The sequence below is a fragment of the Agrobacterium larrymoorei genome (genome assembly GCF_005145045.1).
Lineage (GTDB): Bacteria > Pseudomonadota > Alphaproteobacteria > Rhizobiales > Rhizobiaceae > Agrobacterium > Agrobacterium larrymoorei.
In genome coordinates, this window is record NZ_CP039692.1 from 969275 (window position 1) to 989778 (window position 20504).

General features: G+C 58.5%; 17 protein-coding genes and 1 riboswitch. Of the genes, 4 read left to right on the plus strand and 13 right to left on the minus strand.

Annotated features, from left to right (window positions below; genetic code table 11):
* Nucleotide 1: 1 nt before the first annotated feature.
* The 5 genes from CFBP5473_RS18795 to speB all read right to left on the minus strand — a co-directional run bounded on the left by CFBP5473_RS18795 (nt 2) and on the right by speB (nt 4972).
* Nucleotides 2–802, minus strand: coding sequence for an ABC transporter permease (locus CFBP5473_RS18795; protein WP_027674785.1), 801 nt, complete (start codon nt 800–802; stop codon nt 2–4).
* On the minus strand, nt 799–1653 hold the full coding sequence (locus CFBP5473_RS18800; protein ID WP_027674784.1) for an ABC transporter permease: 855 nt from the start codon (nt 1651–1653) through the stop codon (nt 799–801). Before CFBP5473_RS18800 ends, CFBP5473_RS18795 begins: the two co-directional genes overlap by 4 nt.
* A complete protein-coding gene (locus tag CFBP5473_RS18805) occupies nt 1650–2687 on the minus strand; it encodes an ABC transporter ATP-binding protein (RefSeq protein ID WP_027674783.1) in 1038 nt (345 codons plus the stop codon). Before CFBP5473_RS18805 ends, CFBP5473_RS18800 begins: the two co-directional genes overlap by 4 nt.
* Before the next feature lie 64 nt (nt 2688–2751).
* Nucleotides 2752–3840 (minus strand): ABC transporter substrate-binding protein, encoded by a 1089-nt coding sequence (locus CFBP5473_RS18810; RefSeq protein WP_027674782.1) that lies wholly within the window; start codon nt 3838–3840, stop codon nt 2752–2754.
* Between the two features lie 79 nt (nt 3841–3919).
* Entirely contained in the window at nt 3920–4972 is a 1053-nt protein-coding gene (speB, locus tag CFBP5473_RS18815) for an agmatinase (RefSeq protein WP_027674781.1), read from the minus strand.
* Between the two features lie 173 nt (nt 4973–5145).
* On the opposite strand from speB, the gene CFBP5473_RS18820 reads away from it, so the two are divergent.
* A complete protein-coding gene (locus CFBP5473_RS18820) occupies nt 5146–6102 on the plus strand; it encodes a LysR substrate-binding domain-containing protein (RefSeq protein ID WP_027674780.1) in 957 nt (318 codons plus the stop codon).
* 35 nt (nt 6103–6137) lie between these two features.
* On the opposite strand, the gene amaB is transcribed toward CFBP5473_RS18820, so the two are convergent.
* Nucleotides 6138–7670, minus strand: a complete 1533-nt coding sequence (gene amaB / locus CFBP5473_RS18825) for an L-piperidine-6-carboxylate dehydrogenase (protein WP_027674779.1) — start codon at nt 7668–7670, stop codon at nt 6138–6140.
* 193 nt (nt 7671–7863) lie between these two features.
* Here amaB and CFBP5473_RS18830 point away from each other — a divergent pair, with 193 nt between their 5' ends.
* On the plus strand, nt 7864–8766 hold the full coding sequence (locus tag CFBP5473_RS18830; RefSeq protein WP_027674778.1) for a LysR family transcriptional regulator: 903 nt from the start codon (nt 7864–7866) through the stop codon (nt 8764–8766).
* A 5-nt stretch (nt 8767–8771) separates the two neighbouring features.
* On the opposite strand, the gene CFBP5473_RS18835 is transcribed toward CFBP5473_RS18830, so the two are convergent.
* A complete protein-coding gene (locus CFBP5473_RS18835) occupies nt 8772–9986 on the minus strand; it encodes an adenylate/guanylate cyclase domain-containing protein (RefSeq protein WP_051441224.1) in 1215 nt (404 codons plus the stop codon).
* Nucleotides 9987–10209: 223 nt separating this feature from the next.
* Between CFBP5473_RS18835 and CFBP5473_RS18840 the strand changes: the two genes are divergently transcribed.
* Together CFBP5473_RS18840 and CFBP5473_RS18845 are read left to right on the plus strand one after the other, a co-directional pair.
* On the plus strand, nt 10210–11517 hold the full coding sequence (locus CFBP5473_RS18840; protein WP_027674776.1) for a UDP-glucose dehydrogenase family protein: 1308 nt from the start codon (nt 10210–10212) through the stop codon (nt 11515–11517).
* Nucleotides 11518–11538: 21 nt separating this feature from the next.
* A complete protein-coding gene (locus tag CFBP5473_RS18845) occupies nt 11539–12555 on the plus strand; it encodes an NAD-dependent epimerase (RefSeq protein WP_027674775.1) in 1017 nt (338 codons plus the stop codon).
* A gap of 4 nt (nt 12556–12559) precedes the next feature.
* On the opposite strand, the gene CFBP5473_RS18850 is transcribed toward CFBP5473_RS18845, so the two are convergent.
* From CFBP5473_RS18850 to CFBP5473_RS18875, 6 genes are all read right to left on the minus strand, one after another.
* Complete coding sequence (locus tag CFBP5473_RS18850) at nt 12560–12871, minus strand: hypothetical protein (RefSeq protein ID WP_027674774.1); 312 nt, start codon at nt 12869–12871, stop codon at nt 12560–12562.
* Nucleotides 12872–13027: 156 nt separating this feature from the next.
* A complete protein-coding gene (locus tag CFBP5473_RS18855; protein WP_027674773.1) occupies nt 13028–13804 on the minus strand; it encodes an ABC transporter ATP-binding protein in 777 nt (258 codons plus the stop codon).
* Nucleotides 13801–14820 carry a FecCD family ABC transporter permease gene (locus tag CFBP5473_RS18860; protein ID WP_037170850.1) on the minus strand — a complete coding sequence of 340 codons (1020 nt, stop codon included), beginning with the start codon at nt 14818–14820 and terminating at the stop codon, nt 13801–13803. Before CFBP5473_RS18860 ends, CFBP5473_RS18855 begins: the two co-directional genes overlap by 4 nt.
* 4 nt (nt 14821–14824) lie before the next feature.
* A complete protein-coding gene (locus tag CFBP5473_RS18865) occupies nt 14825–15850 on the minus strand; it encodes an ABC transporter substrate-binding protein (RefSeq protein ID WP_027674771.1) in 1026 nt (341 codons plus the stop codon).
* Nucleotides 15851–16045: 195 nt separating this feature from the next.
* Nucleotides 16046–16265, minus strand: a riboswitch (cobalamin riboswitch).
* 138 nt (nt 16266–16403) lie between these two features.
* Nucleotides 16404–18743: a glucose/quinate/shikimate family membrane-bound PQQ-dependent dehydrogenase gene (locus tag CFBP5473_RS18870; protein ID WP_027674770.1), complete on the minus strand. Its 2340-nt coding sequence runs from the start codon at nt 18741–18743 to the stop codon at nt 16404–16406.
* Nucleotides 18744–18886: 143 nt separating this feature from the next.
* A complete protein-coding gene (locus CFBP5473_RS18875) occupies nt 18887–20446 on the minus strand; it encodes a TerC family protein (protein WP_027674769.1) in 1560 nt (519 codons plus the stop codon).
* Between the last annotated feature and the right edge of the window lie 58 nt (nt 20447–20504).

A 20504-nucleotide genomic window follows, 5' to 3' on the forward strand; every position in this document is an offset into this window, starting at 1 on the left:
TTCACTTATCGTTCGAGGACATGGCACCAAGCAGCTTCGGCAGATCGCCGAAGCGCGCGACAAGTCCGAAGACGACCGCGGCAATCGTCAGGAACAGTACCGTGACGGAGGCCATTGTCGGTGTGTAACCGTAGCGCAGGGCATTGAAAATCTTGATCGGCAGCGTTTCCATGGTGAAGCCGACCGTCATATAGGCGACGATGTATTCGTTCAGCGACAGCACGAAGGCGAAGGCGTAACCCGAAACCAGATAGGGCAGGATCAGCGGAAGAACGATGGTCCGAAATACCCTCCTGTCATCCGCGCCCATGGTGGAAGCGGCTTCCACCAGAGAGCGGTCGATAGAGGAAAAGCCCAGCGAAATCGTCACCAGCGGCAGCGTCACGAAGAAGATTGCGTGGCTGATGACAGCAGTCCATGGCTGGCCATAAAATCCGGTTGTCGCCCAGAAGGTCAGAAGCCCCAATGCGGTGATGACAGGCGGCAGGGTGAAAGGCGCGATGCCGAGAAGCTGGAAGATGTTGGCCCATGGGGCCACCCGGCGCCACAGAAACCAGGCCAGTGGCAAGGCAATCAGAAGCGCCAGCAACGCCGATGTTGCGGCGAGCGTGATAGACGCGATCAGCGCATTTCGCCATTCGACATTGGTGAATATCTCACCATACCAGGAGAGCGAAAAGCCCTGCGGCGGAAAAGCGAGCGTCTGCTTCTGATTGACCGAGACGCCTGCGACGACGACGAGTGGCATGGCCAGAAACAGGCCGATGAGGAAAAAATAAAGCCGCTTCAGGAAGACGCTCATGCCGCTTCTCCTCTTTTCCCGGCATAAACCGTCAGTCCCACCAGCGCCAGCGTGACGAGTACGAGAAACACCGCCATCGCCGCCGCAAACGGCATGTTGGACTGGTAGATCGCCTGATCGGTGATCAGTACGGAAAGCGTCCAGTGTTGCGGACGCCCGAGTAGCTGGGGCAAAAGATAAGAGCCGAGTGCGAAGATGAAGACCATGATCAGCGTTGCGACGATGGTGCTTTTCATCGCTGGAACAACGACGGTAAAGAAGGCTTTGACGGGCGAGGCGCCAAGTGTGCGTGCAGCCTCCGTCAAGGTCGGATCAAGCCGCACCATGGCGGGGTAAAGCACCAGAACAGTGTACGGCAGCGCTTGATAGACGAGGCCCGTCAGCACCGCCCCAAAGCTTGGCGTCAGCGCCTTTGCCTGATCCATCAGGCCGATGGCAACGAAGAGGTTGGTGATACCGGCAGTGCGCGAAAAAAGCGTTGACCACGCAAAGCCGATCATCACTTCCGAGAGCGACAGGACGGACAGCAACGCTACCAGCCACAGCACCTGCACCTTGCGGGCGGATCGCGACAGGAGATGCGTGAAAGGTACTGCAATGACCACGCAGCAAAGCGCAACCAGCATTGCGAGCATCAGCGAAAAACCGAGGACACGGCCAAAGAAGAGGCTAAGAAACCGGGCGTAATTATCGAAGACGAAAGCAGGCTCGTAAAAAGCACCCTGCAAACGCTGGAAAAACGAAACCGAGATCATTGTGCCGAAAGGCACGACGAAAAAGACGATCAGCATCAAGGCGGGAAAGACCAGCGGGCCGTAATCGGCCAGTCTTTGCGGAGCTTCGCGCCTCATGACTTCAGCACCACGCAGACATCCGCGCCAAGCTTGACGCCGATGCTCTGCCCGACAGTCACATCGGGGCGGACATTTGGCGTGGAAACGGCCACGATCTGCTTGCCCGCAGCTTCGACGAAGGTCTCGATGGTGCCGCCAAGATCACGCACGAATGTCACCGTGCCGGTGATCGCACTATCGCCGGGCGCCGTAAGGTGCACGTCTTCCGGGCGAATGGATATGATGCCCTTCGAAAGGCCAGACGGAACGGCAAGCCCTTCAACCGTCTCCCCAAGCGCAGATGCGCGACCGGTGCTGTCTGCCGAAAACTCGATTAGGTTGGTCATGCCGATGAAATCAGCAACGAAGGTATCGGCGGGCTTGCGATAGACATCCACTGGCGCTGCCGCCTGACGAATTTCGCCGCCGCTCATCACAACGACGGTATCCGCCATGGTCATGGCTTCGCGCTGGTCGTGCGTTACGACGATGGTGGTGATGCCGAGACGCTGCTGCAATTGCCTGAGCTCGACCTGCATGGCCTCGCGCAGCTTCGCATCGAGCGCGGACAATGGCTCATCCAGCAGAAAGAGCTTTGGCGAAATCGTCAGGGCGCGGGCAATCGCAACACGCTGACGCTGGCCGCCGGAAAGCTTGGAGACCGGCCGGTCGGCGTAACCCGAGAGATGGATCATGGACAGCAACTCGTCCACCCGCTTTTTCTGTTCCTCTTTCGAGGCCCCGCGAATACGCAGCGGATAGGCGATGTTTTCGCCGACGGTCAGATGCGGGAAAAGCGCCAGCGACTGGAAGACCATACCAAGCTCGCGCTTGTGGGTGGGAACTGCCGTAATGTCCTTGCCGTCCAGCAGGATATTGCCGCTCGTTGGCAGATCCAGCCCCGCAATCATCCGCATCAATGTCGTCTTGCCGCAGCCGGAAGGCCCGAGCAGGCACACGAATGTACCGTGCGGCACCGTGAGGTCCACACCATTGACGGCGGTGAAATTACCGAATTGCTTGACGATGTTGTTGAGGGCGAGGCCGGACATCAATGCTTCCCGTTCTTGTCGGCTGGCCCATTGAAGGGCCAGCTTCTTATTATCTGTCGGCAGATCAGCCGGCGATCATCTCTGTCCATTTCTGGTTCAGCCAGTCGGATTTCGTCTGGTAGAGATCGTAGCGCGGAATGACCGGATCGATATCCGAAGACACGGCGGCAAATTCCTCCGCCGTCAAATCCGTCAGTTCGCGCTTGACGGTTGGCGACGTGCCGACCTTGCGGGACAGAACGGCCTGAATCTCCGGCTTGCTCATGTAATCGATGAAGACATGCGCTTCTTCGGTCTTCTTCGAAGCACGCGACAGCACCCACGAGCCCGCATCCTGAATGCCGCCTTCTTTCGGGAAGGTGGAGCGAACCGGCTGGCCTTGCGAAGCGGCAAGACCGGTCACGTCGTGATAATACTGACCCATCGGGATTTCACCGGACTTCAGCGCCTGCTCGAACTGCGCCTCATCGCGATACCACAGGCTGACATTCGGCTTGACCTCGGCAAGTTTCTCGAAGGCCTTCAAAAGCCCTTCTTCCGTATCGAGAACCTTGGTGCCGCCAAGAAACGTCTTTGCCGTCACCTCCAGCAGGAAGGAGTTGGAGACGAGAGCGAGAAGACCGATCTTATCCTGGTTTGCCGGATCCCAAAGTGCCGTCCAGGAGGTCGGTGCTTCCTTGTAGACATCGGTATTCGTAACCAGCGTGATGTACCAGGACACCGCGCCGATGCCGGAAACGCGGCCATCCGGATATTTGTTGACGAAGCGCTCGATGAGGCCGGAAGAATTCGGAATTTTCGCAAGGTCGAGCGGCGCCCAGAGCTCAGTCGCCTGACCCTTCAGAACCGCGACCTGAGACATCATGGAAACGTCCGCCGGGGCCTGACCGGCCTTTGCCGCCTGCTCCAGCTGCACAAGCCAAGCTTCGCCTGTCGGTTCCGCCACGGATTCCACGGCAATGCCCGTGGCCTTGGTGAATTCGGGGAAAATGTTTTTGTCGAAGCTATCCTTGAAGTAGCCTCCGTAAACACCAACCTTCAGCGACTTGTCCTGCGCGCGCAGCACCGCTGGCATGGCAAGCATGGAGGCACCGGCAAGACCCGCTCCCAGAACCGTGCGCCGGCTAAGCGGCAGCTTCGAAAATTCCGACATGATTTTTCTCCTTATTATGGACCGTGCTGACGCACGGCCTGTTCCCGTTGTTTCTGTTGGTCTTTATCTTACGTCAATATCATCGCTTCACGGAAGGGCTGAACACCATCAAGCTCAAAATCTCGAACAGCATCTGCGCCCCGGCATGGGCGGTATTGGTGGTCGAATCATATTGCGGAGCCACTTCCACGACATCGCCGCCGACGATGTTCATGCCCTTCAGACCGCGGATGAGTTCAAGAACCTCCCGTGTCGTCAGCCCGCCGATTTCCGGCGTGCCCGTGCCCGGCGCAAAGCTCGGGTCGAGGCTGTCGATATCGAAAGTGAGGTAGGTCGGACCGTCGCCGATGATCGCCTTCGCCTTCTCGATGATTGCCGGGATGCCGAGACCGGTGACTTCCTCGGCATGGATCACCGTCATGCCGGACTCGTAGGAAAATTCCCACAGATATTCGGAGGAGCCGCGAATGCCGATCTGGATCGTGCGTGTCGGATCGAGCACGCCATCCAGCACCGCGTTGCGGAACGGTCCTCCATGGTGGAATTTGGTCAGATCATACGCGCCGCCGGTATCGCAATGGGCGTCGATATGGATCATGCCGACCGGCTGCTTCTTGCCCACCGCCTTCAAAATGGGATGCGTGATGGAGTGATCACCCCCGACTGAAAGCGGCAGCACACCGGCATCCACGATTTGCTGCACCCGCTTTTCGATGTCGTCATGGCTGAGTTCGAGGCGATAGCGGCTGCGGAACGGCACATCGCCGACATCGGCCACGCGCAGATCATGCACCGGCGCGCAGCCGAGAACGTGATTATATGGACCGATGCGCTCTATAGACCGCAATGCGCGCGGCCCGAAGCGGGAGCCTGGGCGGTTGGTCACGCCAAGGTCCATCGGCACGCCGAGAATTGCCACTTGGAGATTACCGAAATCCGGCTCCTCGGCATCCACCGGCATGTAAGGCGCGGTCAGAAATGTCGGCACGCCCGCATAGGGCGCGAGCCGCGTTCCGTTCTTCGAGAAAATCTTGTCCGCCACCTTGCGAAATGCCGGATCGAAAAGCTCGCCACCATGGCTTTCTGCGTATTTCGCCCGCAGCTCCTGCAGCTTTTTCTCGTCAAAAGTCATGATCGCTCCCTGTCCATAACAAGCTGGTCATTTTAGCACCGGCAACATCTGCATGTTTTTTTTGCCCGCCGCGAACCCGCCTATGTTTTAAACATTTCAGCGCATCCCTGTTGAAAATGCAATTCACGTTGTTATAGCAGTTATTGTGAGATTTTCTCACGGAAGCTATCAATATGTCTGGACGTCTACCGCCGCTAAATCCTCTACGCGCCTTCGAGGCAACAGCCCGAAGGGGCTCCGTTTCAGCGGCTGCGCGTGAGTTGAACGTCACCCATGGCGCGATAAGCCACCAGATCAAGGCATTGGAAGAATCTCTCGGTGCCGTGCTGTTCGAGCGCGGTAGCAGACGGTTGAAGCTTACAGCACAGGGAGCGTTGCTGCTGCCTGTCGTAACACAGGCCTTCGGCAGCATTGCAGCAGCAACAGCGCTGATGGCGCGGCCCGCGACCAGCGGCAAGCTTACGATTTCCTGCGTTGCCGGTCTTTTGTCTTTCTGGATTTTGCCCCGGCTCAACAGCTTTGCGGAGCGTTTTCCCGACATCAATGTCACACTGCTTGCAAGCAATGATCCTTCGGCCCTGAACGACGCGAATATCGATATCTGCATTCTTTACGGTGACGGGAAGTGGCCGGATGTGTGGAGCAGCCTCTGGAGCGAAATCCATCTCTTCCCGGTGGCAAGCCCGAGCCTTCTCAACACGCGCCCCCTTCGCTCCATCCGCGATCTTCAGGATCACGTCCTTTTTCACGGAGATAGCGGGCGGGAATGGAATACCTGGCTGACGGCAGCGGATGCTTCGGCCATCCAGATACGGCGTCAGCACTTCATGAGCGATGCACGCCTTTCCACCGAGGCGGCTTTGCATGGGCAGGGCATTGCTTTGGGTGACACGATCACGGCTGGAGGTCATATCGCCAAGGGCGACCTCATCGTTCCCTTCGACCTCAGCGTCCCTGCGGGCCAGGGTTTCCACGTGGCGTGCCGCCCGGAAGTCCGGGAAGCACCCATCGTCAGCGTCTTCATCGACTGGCTGTTTTCCTCGCTCGATCCGGGCAATCTTCCCGAACCGAAAACCTCCGCGCATACGATACTGCGCTCTCGCCAGAGCCGAGCGTCTACCGATATGTGAGAAAAGCTCCGCCGAGTTTCGGCGGAGCCTTAGGATCAATCGATATCGAAGGAAACACCCTGCGCCAAAGGCAGTGCCTTGGAGTAGTTCACGGTGTTGGTCGCGCGGCGCATATAGGCCTTCCAGGAATCCGAGCCGGATTCACGACCGCCGCCGGTTTCCTTCTCGCCGCCGAACGCGCCGCCGATTTCGGCACCGGAGGTGCCGATATTGACGTTGGCGATGCCGCAATCCGAACCATCGGCTGCAAGAAAGCGCTCAGCCTCCTGAAGATCGCGGGTAAAGATGGAGGACGATAGGCCCGCAGCTACGGCATTATGGTCCGCAATCGCCTGATCGAAGTCGCTATACTTCATCACATAGAGGATGGGCGCAAAGGTTTCCTCAAGCACAGGACCGGCCTGCTTCGGCATTTCCACGATGGCTGGCTTCACGTAATAGCCGTTCGCCGCACCCGTATCGACACGCTCGCCACCGGCAACGACGCCGCCGTGGTTCTTGGCTTCGCCGAGCGCCTTCTGCATGCCGTCGAAAGCGGCCTTATCCACCAGAGGACCGACAAGCGCCGAGCTTTCCAGCGGATTGCCGACGGACACGGAGGCATATGCCTTCTTCAGGCGCGGCACGAGCTCATCATAAACGCTCTCATGCACGAAGAGGCGGCGCAGCGTCGTGCAACGCTGACCGGCAGTGCCCATGGCACCGAAAGCGATTGCTCTCAAAGCCATGTCGAGATCGGCAGAAGGGCAGACGATACCGGCATTGTTGCCGCCCAGTTCGAGGATGGCACGGGCAAAACGCTTGGCAAGCCGCGGGCCGACATCGCGGCCCATCCGAGTCGAGCCGGTGGCCGAAACCAGTGGCACTTTTGGATGGTCCACCAGCGCTTCGCCAACGGTGCGGTCCCCGATGATGAGCTGGCTGAGGCCTTCCGGCGCATCGCCGAAGCGGGCTGCGGCACGCTCGAAGATGCCCTGTACGGCAAGCGCCGTCAGCGGTGTCTTCTCGGACGGCTTCCAGACAACGGAATTGCCGCAGACGATGGCGAGTGCTGCGTTCCACGACCAGACGGCAACGGGGAAGTTGAACGCCGAGATGACCCCGACGACACCCAGCGGATGCCAGGTTTCCATCATGCGATGGCCGGGGCGCTCGGTCGCAATGGTCAGACCGTATAGCTGGCGCGAAAGACCGACTGCGAAATCGCAGATGTCGATCATTTCCTGCACTTCGCCCAGACCCTCGGACGGAATCTTTCCGGCTTCGAGAGACACGAGGCGACCCAGATCGGTCTTGAAGGCACGCAGTTCTTCACCGAGAAGGCGGATCAACTCGCCACGGCGCGGCGCTGGCACCAGCCGCCATGTGCGGAAGGCTGCATCGGCTTTCTCTACGATTGCGGCAACCTCCCCAACCGAAACGGTCTTGAGGCTTGCGACCTGTTCACCCGTCACCGGGCTGAAGGACGCCATGCTGCCACCCTGATAAAGCTCGGACGAAACGCCCATCTTGGCAAGAAGCGCTGCGGCTTCCTTGACGACATCGACTTTGGCTGATGTTGCGGTCATGTACGGCTCCCTTGAGGCGTCGCGCCTTTGCACAAGCAAATCGAAAGGCGGCTTGGATCATCTAAGCGAAGGGCTCGTTGACGCCTTGTCCAACGGCCAAGGAAACCACCCATTTCATTCTCGTTCAGGATCATATACGGGTAGAAGCGCCCAATTCAAATGAGTAAAGCGGTTGGGTTGATGCGGGGCAGGAATGGATACGCGCAGACGGCTGGTTCCGGATATCGTCACATTACAGGCATTCGAATGCGCAGCGCGGCATGGCAACTTTACCCGCGCGGCGGAGGAGCTGAACCTGACACAAAGCGCGGTCAGCCGCCAGATCAGCGATCTGGAAGCGCAGACCGGCATGCTGCTTTTCGAGCGTATTCGGCGGCGTGTGGTGCTGTCCGATGCAGGCCGAAAGTTTCTCCCCGACGTGCAGAAGCTGTTGCAACAATCCGAGCAGTTGATGGTGCGGGCGGTGACCGCCGGTACCTCCAACGCAGCGCTCTCCATTGCGACGCTCCCGACTTTCGGAAGCCGCTGGCTCACCCCGCGCCTGCACAAATTCATGGCCATTCACCCGGAAACGGTCCTGACCGTCGGCTCGCGCTCGCATCCCTTCGATTTCGATGACGAAGGTTTCGATATTGCAATCCATTACGGCCAGCCGGTCTGGGCGCATGGAACCTGCACCTTCCTCTGCAACGAAGTCATCGTGCCGGTCGCCAGCCCTTCGACGCTGAAAATTCATCATCCGCAGAGCTTTCACGACCTGTTGCAGAAGCCCCTGCTCCACGTCACCACCCGTCCCAAGCTGTGGACGGACTGGTTCGAGATGAGCGGCATTTCTTCCGATGGCGCCTATCGCGGCAGCCGTTTCGACCAGTTTTCCATGCTGATCGAAGCCACGATCAGCGGCATGGGCTTTGCCCTTCTGCCGAAATATCTGATCGAAGCCGAGCTGAAGTCCGGACAGCTGGTCGTCGTCTTCGATGTCCCGCTACAGACGGACAAGAGCTATCACATCGCGCTGCCGGAAGGGCGTCAGGACAATGTGCTGGCGCGCGCCTTCCAGACCTGGCTGCTGGATCAGGTCGGCAAGCCGCTCTAAAAGGATCAGGCCAGTTCCGGGTCGATGGTGAAAAGCTCGTGGGCTCTTGCAAAACCTCGCAAGGCATAGCGGCCTATCGAGACCATAAGGTTACGCATTTCAGCAGGACACATCGCCGCGAAATCCTTCGACATGACGGTGTCCCGGTCGACCGATCCGCATAGTCCCTCAATGCGGCTGACCATGTTGACTGCGGGGCCGACGACGGTGAAATCCAGCCGGTTGCGGCTGCCTATATTGCCATAAAAAACTTCGCCGACGTGGAGCCCGAGATAAACATCGGTGGTGGGAAGCCCCTCGAGCCGGCGACGATTATTGAGAACGGAAAGGTTGGTACGCATGGTCATCTCGGCTGCAAGTGCTGCTGCACAATCATCGCGCTGGTCGCCGCTGCGAAAAATCGCCAGCACCCCGTCCCCGATCAGCTTCAAGACACTGCCACCGTGGGCATGAACGGCATCGATGACCAGACCGGCATAATCATTGAGAAATGGAATGATCTGGTCCGGTTCCGCCCGGTCCGAGATGCCGGTGAAATCCCGCAGGTCGGAAAACCACAAAACGGCATCGATCCTCTCCACCTCACCGCGCGTAATCGTGCCGCTCATTACTTTGCGGCCCGCATCGCGACCGAGATAGACATCGGTGATGGTGCCGATGATCCGCATGCAGCAGGCCGTTTTTACCGCCAGAGCCAGCGTAGGAAGCAGCATGCGCAGCGCTGCCAGTTCGTCGTCATGAAAGCCCTCCGGGTGGCGGGTCAGCCACCGGGAATAAAAGGCACTCATCTCGCCGATGCTGCCGCGCTCGGTAAAGCGGTGGATGGCGGCGATGTAATCGGTGTGGCCCGCATTCCGCAGCTCATCCAGCTTGTAGAAATTCGCCTCTTCATTGAGGTGGAGACGGCGGCGGATTTCCTGCGCATTTTCACGTATCAGATGGAAAAAGACAGAACTTTCCCAGTCTTCGCGCGCCGTTCCCTCATCGGTAAAATCATAAACGCTGGAAGACTTGAATTCGTCGCGACTGTCCCACTGGAAGGCGTGCCCCTCGAAATCGGGATGCAGCGTGTCCATGAGGATGAGCGCAGAGGAAATCGAAACGCCGATGGCGTTGCATTTTTCGCAGAAGCCAGAAAGCAGATCCTCCTCCGGCGTGCCCTCATAACCCTGCTGCGAGAGCCAGAACGCAATTTCCTGAAGGCGGCTTTGCTCGATCATGAACGGATCCTTGGGCGATGATGGGGCGGGGTTAATTGAGCTATAAATGAATGAACACTCAGGAGGTGGCGTAGGCTCCGTTCGTTCACAACAAAATATCGAAATCGTCGTTGAAAACCGTCTGTGCGCTTGGACATGTCACAGAAGGCAGTTAAACACCTATCCGATTGAATTTTGAAGCGGTTGATGATTTCCCGCCGTCTGCACACCGAAAGGTTCACGAATGCGCATTGTTATGATCGGGTCTGGTTATGTCGGCTTGGTGTCTGGCGCCTGCTTTGCTGATTTTGGGCATGATGTGATCTGCGTCGACAAAATGCCGGAAAAGATCGAGGCGCTGAAAAACGGCCAGATTCCGATTTTCGAACCGGGTCTCGATGCCATCGTTGCCAGTAATGCCAAGGCGGGTCGCCTGAGCTTCACCACCGAATTGAAAAGCGCCGTTGCCGATGCGGATGTCGTCTTCATCGCCGTCGGCACGCCGTCGCGCCGTGGCGATGGCCATGCCGATCTCGGCTATGTCTATGCCGCTGCGCGCGAGATTGCAGCCGCCATCACCGGCTTTACCGTCATCGTCACCAAGTCCACCGTTCCGGTCGGCACCGGCGACGAGGTTGAGCGCATCATCCGCGAGGAAAATCCTTCCGCTGATTTTGCGGTCGTGTCCAACCCCGAATTCCTGCGCGAAGGTGCAGCCATCGACGACTTCAAGCGTCCTGACCGCATCGTCGTCGGTCTTTCGGACGAACGCGCCCGCCCGGTGATGACGGAAGTCTACCGTCCGCTCTATCTCAACCAGTCGCCGCTGCTCTTTACCACGCGCCGCACATCCGAGCTGATCAAATATGCTGCCAACGCTTTCCTTGCGATGAAGATCACCTTCATCAACGAGATGGCGGATCTGTGCGAAAAGGTCGGCGCGGACGTTCAGGATGTCTCGCGCGGCATCGGCCTCGATGGCCGTATCGGGTCGAAGTTCCTGCATGCGGGCCCCGGTTACGGCGGCTCCTGCTTCCCCAAGGACACGCTGGCTCTTGCCAAGACGGCGCAGGATTATGACAGCCCCGTTCGCCTGATCGAGACGACGATTGCCATCAACGACAACCGCAAGCGCGCCATGGGCCGCAAGGTCATCGCAGCCGTGGGCGGCGATATTCGCGGCAAGAAGGTTGCGGTTCTCGGTCTTACTTTCAAGCCCAACACCGACGACATGCGCGACAGCCCGGCAATCGCCGTGATCCAGACTCTACAGGATGCAGGTGCGAAGGTAACCGGCTACGATCCGGAAGGCATGGCGAATGCCAAACATCTGATCGAGGGCATCGAATATGCTGAAGGGCCTTACGAAGCAGCACTGGATGCGGATGCGCTGGTGATCGTGACCGAGTGGAACCAGTTCCGCGCGCTCGATCTAAACCGCCTCAAGTCCACCATGAAAAGCCCGGTTCTTGTCGATCTGCGCAACATCTACCGTGCCGACGAGGTGACCGCTCACGGCTTCTCCTATTCCAGCATCGGTCGCGCGGAATAAGCACAGGAAGGCATCTCTGACATGCGTTATCTGATCACCGGCACGGCGGGTTTCATCGGCTTCCATCTGGCAAAACGTCTGCTGGACGATGGCCACTTTGTCGTCGGCTTCGATGGTATGACGCAATATTACGATGTTGCCCTGAAGGAAAAGCGCCACGCGATCCTCTCCCGCTCCAACGGCTTCAAGGCCTCCATCGGCATGCTGGAAGATGCGGACGCGCTGAACCGCGCCGCCGATCTGGCCGAGCCGGAGGTGATCATACACCTCGCAGCACAGGCAGGCGTGCGTTACAGCATCGAGTGCCCGAAGGACTACGTGAATTCCAACCTGATGGGCTCCTGGAACATACTGGAACTGGCGAAAACGCTTCAGCCCAAGCATCTTCTGCTGGCCTCCACGTCCTCCATCTATGGTTCGAACGAGAAGGTTCCGTTCGCGGAAAGCGACCGCGCGGACGAGCCGATGACGATTTATGCCGCGACCAAGAAGTCGATGGAGCTGATGGCGCACAGCTATGCCCATCTGCACAAGGTGCCGACGACCGCGTTCCGCTTCTTCACCGTCTATGGTCCATGGGGCAGGCCGGATATGGCGCTGTTCAAATTTGTCGATGCGATCTTGAAGGGTCAGCCGATCGACATTTACGGTGAAGGCAAGATGAGCCGAGATTTCACCTATATCGACGATCTCGTGGAGGGTATCATTCGCCTCAGCCACATCGCGCCTTCGGAAGACAACCGCGTGACCGAAGACGGTGTTACGGATACGCTGTCCAGACATGCGCCATTTCGTGTCGTCAATATCGGCGGCGGACAACCGGTGGAACTGATGCGCTTCGTGGAAACGGTCGAGACCGTGCTTGGTCAAAAAGCCATCCACAACATGCTGCCCATGCAGCAGGGAGACGTGCCGCGCACCTATGCGTCACCAGATCTTTTGCGCGCCTTGACAGGCTATGCGCCGGAAACGCCCGTCGAAACGGGCGTCACCGCTTTCGTGGACTGGTATCGCAACTGGCGGGCTGAGAAGGCGTAAGCCTTTAGCTTTCCGCCTCTGCGCCTTCATCATTGCGTAGCAATCCCGCAATGGCTGCGCAGTTTGGATCGCTCGTATCGAGAAGCTGCACAGGCGAGGTCCAGCCGAGCGAGAAGCCAGCGGCAGTCGCGATAGCCCAGCCCGGCTGTTCACCCGCACGCTTCAACAATTGCGGTGCCTGACTTGCGATACACTGCTGCGACTGCTGAATGATTTGAGTGGATGCATTCGCCCTGTCCAGATGCTCGCGCACCTGCGCCTGAAGCGGATCGACAACGAAAAGCGTGATGAACCACGCGGCTATATCTGAAAGCATGAGAAAACCTCTGCACCATCGGCGTCATGTCGGAAACGGTCCGACATCGTGAAAGCGCCGGGACTTTCACCAGAGGGGCCCGGACCAGCGGGTCGAGAAAGATGTAGGAGAAGGGTCGCCTTCTTCAAGAAGACGACCCGAAAATTTCGTGGCGGCTCACACCGTCTCAAGCGATGGCGCGCGATAGCGGATGTGGCAGGCGTCCTCCCCGTGGCGCTCGACATCGACATCGACGCCGAAGACATCCATGATCAGCTGGCGCGTGAAGACATCGCATGGTTTGCCCAGAGCAACGAGTTCGCCCGATTTCATGACCGCGATGCGGTCACAGAACATGGCCGCATGGTTGAGATCATGCAGGGCTGCGGCAACGGTCAGCTTCTGCTTGCGCACCAGATGCAGAAGCGCAATCTGGTGGCCGATATCGAGATGGTTGGTCGGCTCGTCAAGCAGCAGAATTCTGGGCTGCTGGGCGAGGGCGCGTGCAATATGCAGACGCTGGCGCTCCCCGCCGGAAAGCGTATGCCACATGCGCTTGCCAAAACCTTCCATATCCACATCAGCCAATGCCTGATCTACGATTGCATCGTCATGGGCAGACCATGGAGAGAGGGCACCGAGATGAGGGATGCGTCCTAGCTCTACCGCCTGACGCGCATTGATCCGCTCCTGCGTTTCCGCCTGCTGTTCCACCAGCGCGATGTGGCGCGCAATGTCGCGTCGCTGGAGCAGGTCCATAGGCGTTCCATCCAGCGACACCTCACCCGCGCGCGGCTTTCTGAGGCCGGAGAGAATGGACATCAGGCTGGTCTTGCCAGACCCGTTCGGGCCGACGATGCCAAGAAACTCACCCTCGGACAGATCGAGGCTGACATTTCTGACGATTTCCACGCCTCCTGCCGACCAGCTGAGATTTTTTGCTGAAAGCATCACGCCGCCCTCCGCCGCTGGGAGAGGATGAGCGCGAAAGCAGGGGCGCCAAACAGCGCGGTTATGACCCCGATGGGCAGCACCTGCCCCGCAATAATCGTGCGCGAAAGAATGTCCGCCGCAATCATGAAGATGGCGCCGATGATCGCAGCAGCGGGAAGCAAACGCCCGTGGCGAACACCGACGACGAGGCGCGCGGCGTGCGGAATGACCAGACCGATAAAGCCGATGGACCCGACGATGCTGACCATGACAGCTGTCATCAGCGCCGAGATACCCGTCAGCACCACATAGACGCGCCGGACCGGAATGCCGAGCGACGCGGCGGATTCAGCGCCGAAGGTGAAGGCGTCCAAAGCGCGGGCATGCCAGAGACAGACGACAAGGCCAAGGATCGCAACCGGCAGCGCCAGCGAGACATCCGGCCAGCGGACGCCGGAAAGATTGCCGAGCAGCCAGAACATGATACCGCGTGCCTGTTCCGCATTGGCCGACTTGGTGACGATGAAGGACGTCAGCGCGTTGAACAGCTGCGACCCCGCAACGCCTGCCAGAATGATCGCGCTATTGCCGCTTCCGGCCCGCAGCGCCAGCAATGTGACGAGGGCGAAGGCAACAAGTGCGCCCAGAAAAGCACCGAGCGGCATGGTAAGCATGCCCGCGCCGAAACCAAGAATGGCAACACCGACTGCGCCCGTCGAAGCTCCAGCGGAAATGCCCAGAATATAAGGATCTGCCAGCGGATTGCGCAGCAGCGATTGCAGCACGACGCCAGAAAGCGCCAGGGCCGCCCCGCAACAGGCGGCAACCACGGCCCGGCTTAACCGGTAGTTCCAGACGATACCCTCATCGATGGCGTCCAGCGGATAACCCGCATGCCACAGGCGGTTGGCCACCGTTTTGGCGACGACATCCATGGGAATGGATGTCTCGCCAATCGATGCGCCAAGCCACAGCGCCAGCAAGAGGCACCCGGCCGCAATGGCGGCGGCACGGGCATAGATTAAAGGAACCGACATCGGCTTACTTCGTCAGGCCGAGCTGAACGACCTGATCCGCCAGCACTTCGATGCCTTCGATCGTGCGGATCGTCGGATTCATGGCCTGCGCATCCATCACCACGATGTGGTTCTGTTTGACGGCGGGCATCAGGCTAGCAACTGGATCCTCTTTCAGAAATTTCTGTTTCACGGCAGCGTCGTCAGCCGGATAGCGGCGACGGTCCATTTTGCCAGCAACGATGATGGTCGGCTGCGACTTCGCAATGGTTTCCCAGCCCACGGTCGGCCATTCCTCATCGCTGTCGATGACGTTTTTGATACCAAGCGCCGACATGATGTAGCCCGGCGCACCATTCTTGCCCGCGACATAGGGATCGATATCCAGTTCGGCGCTGGAGAACCAGAAGACGGCGGACAGCTTGCCATCGACCGAGGCAATCTTTTGCCTTGCTGCTTCTTCGCGGGATTTCAGATCGGCAATCAGCTTCTCGCCGCGATCCTGCACATTGAAGATTTGCGCAAGTTCGGAGATTTCCTGATAGATCTGGTCCATCGTAAATACGGAGTGACGCACGCCATCACCACCGCCGGAATTGTCCTTGCCCGTGCAATCCGAAGGGGACGTATAGACCGGAATGCCAAGTTCCTCAAACTGCTCCGGCTTGGCCACCACGCCTTCCGAACCGACATGCCACTGGAACTGCGCAGTTACCAGATCGGGCTTCTCGGCAAGCACGCTTTCGAAGCTCGGATCATTATCCGCCAATCGCGTTACCTTGGCATTGGCCTCCTCATAGCCTTTGATGACCGGGCCGATCCAGACGGCGGTTCCCACCACCTTGTCTGCCAGCCCGAGCATATAGAGGATTTCCGTCGTGCTCTGGCCGATGGAGACCGTGCGCTCTGGAGCGTGGGTAAAGGTTACGTCCCTTCCACAATTCTTCAGCGTCAATGGATAGCTGGTTTCCGCAGCCTGCGCGGATGTAGCTGCCATCGAAAGTGCAGCCATGGCTGCTGCAAAGATGGCGCGGCTTAAGTTAATTGTCATGTTCCGATAGTCCCCGAAATCGCCAGCTGCGCGTTACAGCGCAAAGCCGTCATGTGAAGGTGAATGAACATCCATTCCGCAGCCACACGCGAAGGACCGTTTTGAAACCGGAAAAAGAGCAGATTGAATATGGCGCCGGGTGGCGCAAACAACGATCATGACGTCTCCTGTTCAGGGCATCCCCGCCCGTGACATTGGAATGAACTCTCGACGGCAGGTCTCCTGGCTCACGGATGATCGTCTTGCCCGCCTTCCCACGATTATTCGCAGTGGCCTGACGCAAGTATGCGTCACGAGTGCTCGACAATCCGCTTACAGTTGCGGGGGCAGCCACGGCATTGAAGCAATGCCTCTCACCGTGTTCCCTATTATTCCTTGCGATCTCTCGCTTGGAACCGTCGCGGACCAGATAGAACTATTTGGCTTCCGCCGTCAAGCACCGATTTGTAATGTTATTACATATCAAACACAATAAACTTATCATTCTGAAAATAAAGAAAATGGCCGGAGAATCCGGCCATTTCTGAAATATTCAAATGAACGTCGTCAGCGTTCAAGGAAGCTTGTAGGCAATCACGTAATCGCCCGGCTTCGTGCCGACGGACCCGTGCCCGCCAGCGACTATGACGACATATTGTTTTCCGTCATCGAGCGCATAGGTCATGGGCGTTGCTTGCCCACCTGCCGGCAGTCTGGCCTCCCAAAGCTGCTTGCCGCTCGTCAGATCATAGGCACGAAGGTAATCGTCTACTGCCGCGCCAAGGAAGGCCACGCCGCCCTTGGTGATCATCGGGCCGCCGATCCCGGGAACACCGACCTTGAAGGGAAGCGGTAGCGGTGTCATGTCGCGGACCGTGCCGTTCTTATGCTTGTAGGCAATCTTGCCGGTTCTGAGATCGGCACCCGCCACATAGCCCCATGGCGGCGCCTGGCATGGAATGCCGATGGGGCTGAGGAACGGACCCATCAATACGCCGTATGGCGCGCCGTCGTTACGGTTCAGACCCTGCTCGCTACCCTTTTCATCCTGTCCCTTCTGGGGAATTTGGGCGCGTGGAACGAGCTGCGAGGTGAAGGCCAGATAGGTCGGCATGCCGAACATGACCTGACGTTCAGGATCTACCGCAACGCTACCCCAGTTGAAGGTACCGAAGTTACCCGGGTAAACGAGAGTGCCATTCAGCGATGGCGGCGTGTAACGGCCTTTATAGTTCAGTTGATGGAACTTGATGCGGCAAGCCAGCTGGTCGAACATGGAGACGCCCCACATGTTCTTTTCCTGAAGCGGCTCCGGCTTGAAGCTCAAGGCAGAGGTCGGCTGCGTCGGCGCGCTGAAGTCTTCAGGGATGGCGCCACTTGGAGCAGGCTCTTCCGTCACGGCCAGGATAGGATCGCCGTTCCGCCGGTCCAGCACATAGATATCGCCCTGCTTCGTCGGGCCAACGAGTGCCGGCACGGTCTGGCCATCCGGCTTGGTGATGTCCAGCAGGACAGGCTGTGCCGGTACGTCCATATCCCAAAGGTCGTGATGGACGAATTGCTTCACCCAGCGATCCTGCCCGGTATTCACATCCAGAGCTACGATGGACGAGGAATATTTCTCTACATTCTCGCTCCGACCCATGCCGAGCTGGTCAGGAACTTGATTTCCCAGAGGGATGTAGACGAGCCCAAGCGCTTCATCGACACTAAAAACGGACCAGCTGTTGGGAGAGTTGGTCGTATAGGTCTGACCCGGCTGAAGCGGTTGGGTCTGGGTAGGGTTTCCGGAATCCCAGTTCCACAGCAGTTCGCCGCTGTTCACATCGAAGGCGCGGATGACACCGGACTGTTCCTGGGTGGAGTAGTTGTCATTGACGGCACCGCCGATAATGATCTTGTTGCCGACGATGGCTGGCGGAGAGGTGGAGTAGTAATAGCCAGCAGGATTGTACTGCATGCCGACTTCGAGATGCAGCGTCCCCTGATCCGCGAAAGAGGTGCAGACCTGACCCGTTCCGGCGTCGAGCGCAATCAGACGTGCGTCGGAGGTTGGAAGATAGACGCGGGCAGCGCATTGCGAACCCGCCTGGGCGGTGGGCTCGGCGTAATAGGTAACACCGCGGCATGTCTGGTGCTGACGGTCGGGATTGAGACCCACATTCGGATCGTATTTCCACTTTTCCTTGCCAGTCGCCGCATCCACGGCGATAGCCCAGTTATGCGGCGTGCAGAGGTACAGCGTGTTACCGACCTTCAGCGGCGTGACCTGATAGGTCGTCTCGCCCACATCTTGCGGCAGCTTCACGTCGCCGGTCTGATAGCGCCATGCCTCTTTCAGCTCACCGACATTTTCAGTGTTGATCTGCGTCAGCGGAGAATAGCGCTGGCCGTAAGACGTGCGGCCATATTGGTGCCATTCATTATCCGGCACCGGGTTGCCATAGGATGGGGAATTGTTGACTATCTCGGTGGGTAGATTGCCCTCCTGATCATGCGGGTCCTGCGTCATTGCGAAGGCTGCGACACCGATGGACGCAATGACGACTGCCAGAAGCGGAACGGCGTTCGCGCCATACCGGATGCCGGTGGGGCTGACGAAGCCGAGGGGCTTTCTGATCCATGGCATCAACAACCAGATACCGATGACGATGATCAGGCCACCGCGTGGCCCAAGCTGCCACCAGTCGAAACCCACTTCCCAGACAGCCCAGCCAAGCGTGGCGAGCACGAACAGCGCATAGAAATGCAGCGCTGCCTTGTTTCTCTTGAAAAGAAGAATTGCGGTGACGACGAAAGCGAGACCCGCAAGAACATAATAAAAGCTTCCACCCAGCATGACGAGCTGAGAGCCAAAGCCAAAAATCGCCAGTCCGATCAACGTCAGGACGACGGCGGTAAACGTAATTGCCATAATGAGGCCCCCGATGGATTCCCGACCGAACAAACAGCCTTGGCCTCAAAAAAGTTCCAAAAAAAACGTATTTTAGCGATCTGCGGCGGTATGCGGGCACCGGTATGGAGGCAGCCTGACAGGGGCTGCCTCCGGTATTTTTATCAGGCCGCATCCTGTGTCTGGCGAATACGAACCTTGTCGATGTTGCGGCCATCGAGCGCCACCACCTCGAAAATCAGCGCGCCATAGGCGACCGTCGCGCCCTCTTCCGGAAGATGGCCGAGACGCCAGAGAATGAGACCGGCCAGCGTCGAATAGCGGTCCGCATCGTCCACGAGATCGATTTCCAGAAGCTTGGAGATGTGGCGTATGTCGATCCAGCCATCCACCAGAAGCGAGCCATCCTCCGCGCGCTCGACGGTCAGCTTCTCGTCATTGTCATCGGTAAATTCTCCGGCGATGGCTTCCAGCAGATCCGTAGGCGTCACGATGCCTTCCAGTGAGCCGTACTCGTCCAGAACGATGGCCACCTGTACAGGTGACTGACGCAATTGCTCCAGAAGGCGCAGCGCGTTGACACTTTCATGCACCACGAGCGGCTGGCGCAGCGACCGGTCGAAATCGAATTTTCCTGTCTCGAGAAAATCGCGCAGCAAATCCTTTGCGAGTGCGACGCCCAGGAATTCATCGAGATTGTCGCGCGCGATGAGGAAGCGGGAGCGCCCGGTTTCAAGAACCTTGCGCTGCAATTCCTCATGGCTGTCTTCGATATCCAGCCAGTCGATGTCGAGCCGCGGCGTCATCAGCGAGCGGGCCGAACGATCCGCAAGTGACAATACGCTTTCGATCATTTCGTGTTCTGCTGGCGTGAAGAGCTCGCTTTCTGAGGCGCGCTCGGCAATCACATCGGCAGTATCCCCTAGCGATGTTTCGCTTTTACGGCGACCGAGCAGCGAGAGGACGGCATTTGCCGTGCGCTCCCGCAAATCCCCTGTCGACATGAATTTTTCACGGTTGCGCCGGCCGATCTGGTTGAAAGCTTCGATCAGAACGGAGAAGCCGATGGCCGCATAGAGATAGCCCTTCGGAATATGGAAGCCCAGACCTTCGACGATCAGGCTGAAGCCGATCATCATCAGGAAGCCGAGGCAGAGGATGACGACGGTCGGATGCTTGGAGACGAAGGCCATAAGCGGCTTGGAGGCAAGCAGCATGACGCCAACCGCAACGATAACGGCGATCATCATGACCGAGAGATGCTGCACCATGCCGACAGCGGTGATCACGCTATCCAGCGAGAAGACGGCATCGAGAACGACGATCTGTACCAGAACCTGCCAGAAGACCGCATGTTCGATGCGGCCTTCCTTATGCTCGCCATGGCCTTCCAGTCGCTCGTGCAACTCCATTGTGCCCTTGAAAAGCAGGAAGAAGCCGCCGAAGAGCAGGATGAGATCGCGACCGGAAATTTCGAGACCGAGGACCGTAAACAGCGGCGCCGTCAGCGTGACGATCCACGCGACCGAGGCCAGCAGCACGAGACGCATGCCGAGCGCGAGGCTGAGACCGATCAGGCGGGCCTTTTCACGCTGATGCTCCGGCAGCTTGTCTGCCAGAATGGCTATAAAAACGAGATTGTCGATACCGAGCACGATCTCGAGAACGATAAGGGTGGCGAGGCCCGCCCAAGCGGCCGGGTCTGTCATCCATTCAAATATCATGGTGGATCAATGGCGCACCGCTTCGGGTGGCCGCTCCTTCTGTTCTGGATTGGGAAAA

Bases quoted from the DNA above. Each gene is read 5' to 3' on its own strand.
- CFBP5473_RS18850 (WP_027674774.1), bottom strand. From the start codon at position 12,871: ATGCTTTCAGATATAGCCGCGTGGTTCATCACGCTTTTCGTTGTCGAT.
- CFBP5473_RS18840 (WP_027674776.1), top strand. From the start codon at position 10,210: ATGCGCATTGTTATGATCGGGTCTGGTTATGTCGGCTTGGTGTCTGGC.
- CFBP5473_RS18835 (WP_051441224.1), bottom strand. From the start codon at position 9,986: ATGATCGAGCAAAGCCGCCTTCAGGAAATTGCGTTCTGGCTCTCGCAG.
- amaB (WP_027674779.1), bottom strand. From the start codon at position 7,670: ATGACCGCAACATCAGCCAAAGTCGATGTCGTCAAGGAAGCCGCAGCG.
- CFBP5473_RS18805 (WP_027674783.1), bottom strand. From the start codon at position 2,687: ATGTCCGGCCTCGCCCTCAACAACATCGTCAAGCAATTCGGTAATTTC.
- CFBP5473_RS18795 (WP_027674785.1), bottom strand. From the start codon at position 802: ATGAGCGTCTTCCTGAAGCGGCTTTATTTTTTCCTCATCGGCCTGTTT.
- CFBP5473_RS18800 (WP_027674784.1), bottom strand. From the start codon at position 1,653: ATGAGGCGCGAAGCTCCGCAAAGACTGGCCGATTACGGCCCGCTGGTC.
- CFBP5473_RS18830 (WP_027674778.1), top strand. From the start codon at position 7,864: ATGGATACGCGCAGACGGCTGGTTCCGGATATCGTCACATTACAGGCA.
- CFBP5473_RS18810 (WP_027674782.1), bottom strand. From the start codon at position 3,840: ATGTCGGAATTTTCGAAGCTGCCGCTTAGCCGGCGCACGGTTCTGGGA.
- CFBP5473_RS18865 (WP_027674771.1), bottom strand. From the start codon at position 15,850: ATGACAATTAACTTAAGCCGCGCCATCTTTGCAGCAGCCATGGCTGCA.
- CFBP5473_RS18875 (WP_027674769.1), bottom strand. From the start codon at position 20,446: ATGATATTTGAATGGATGACAGACCCGGCCGCTTGGGCGGGCCTCGCC.
- CFBP5473_RS18845 (WP_027674775.1), top strand. From the start codon at position 11,539: ATGCGTTATCTGATCACCGGCACGGCGGGTTTCATCGGCTTCCATCTG.
- CFBP5473_RS18820 (WP_027674780.1), top strand. From the start codon at position 5,146: ATGTCTGGACGTCTACCGCCGCTAAATCCTCTACGCGCCTTCGAGGCA.
- speB (WP_027674781.1), bottom strand. From the start codon at position 4,972: ATGACTTTTGACGAGAAAAAGCTGCAGGAGCTGCGGGCGAAATACGCA.
- CFBP5473_RS18870 (WP_027674770.1), bottom strand. From the start codon at position 18,743: ATGGCAATTACGTTTACCGCCGTCGTCCTGACGTTGATCGGACTGGCG.
- CFBP5473_RS18860 (WP_037170850.1), bottom strand. From the start codon at position 14,820: ATGTCGGTTCCTTTAATCTATGCCCGTGCCGCCGCCATTGCGGCCGGG.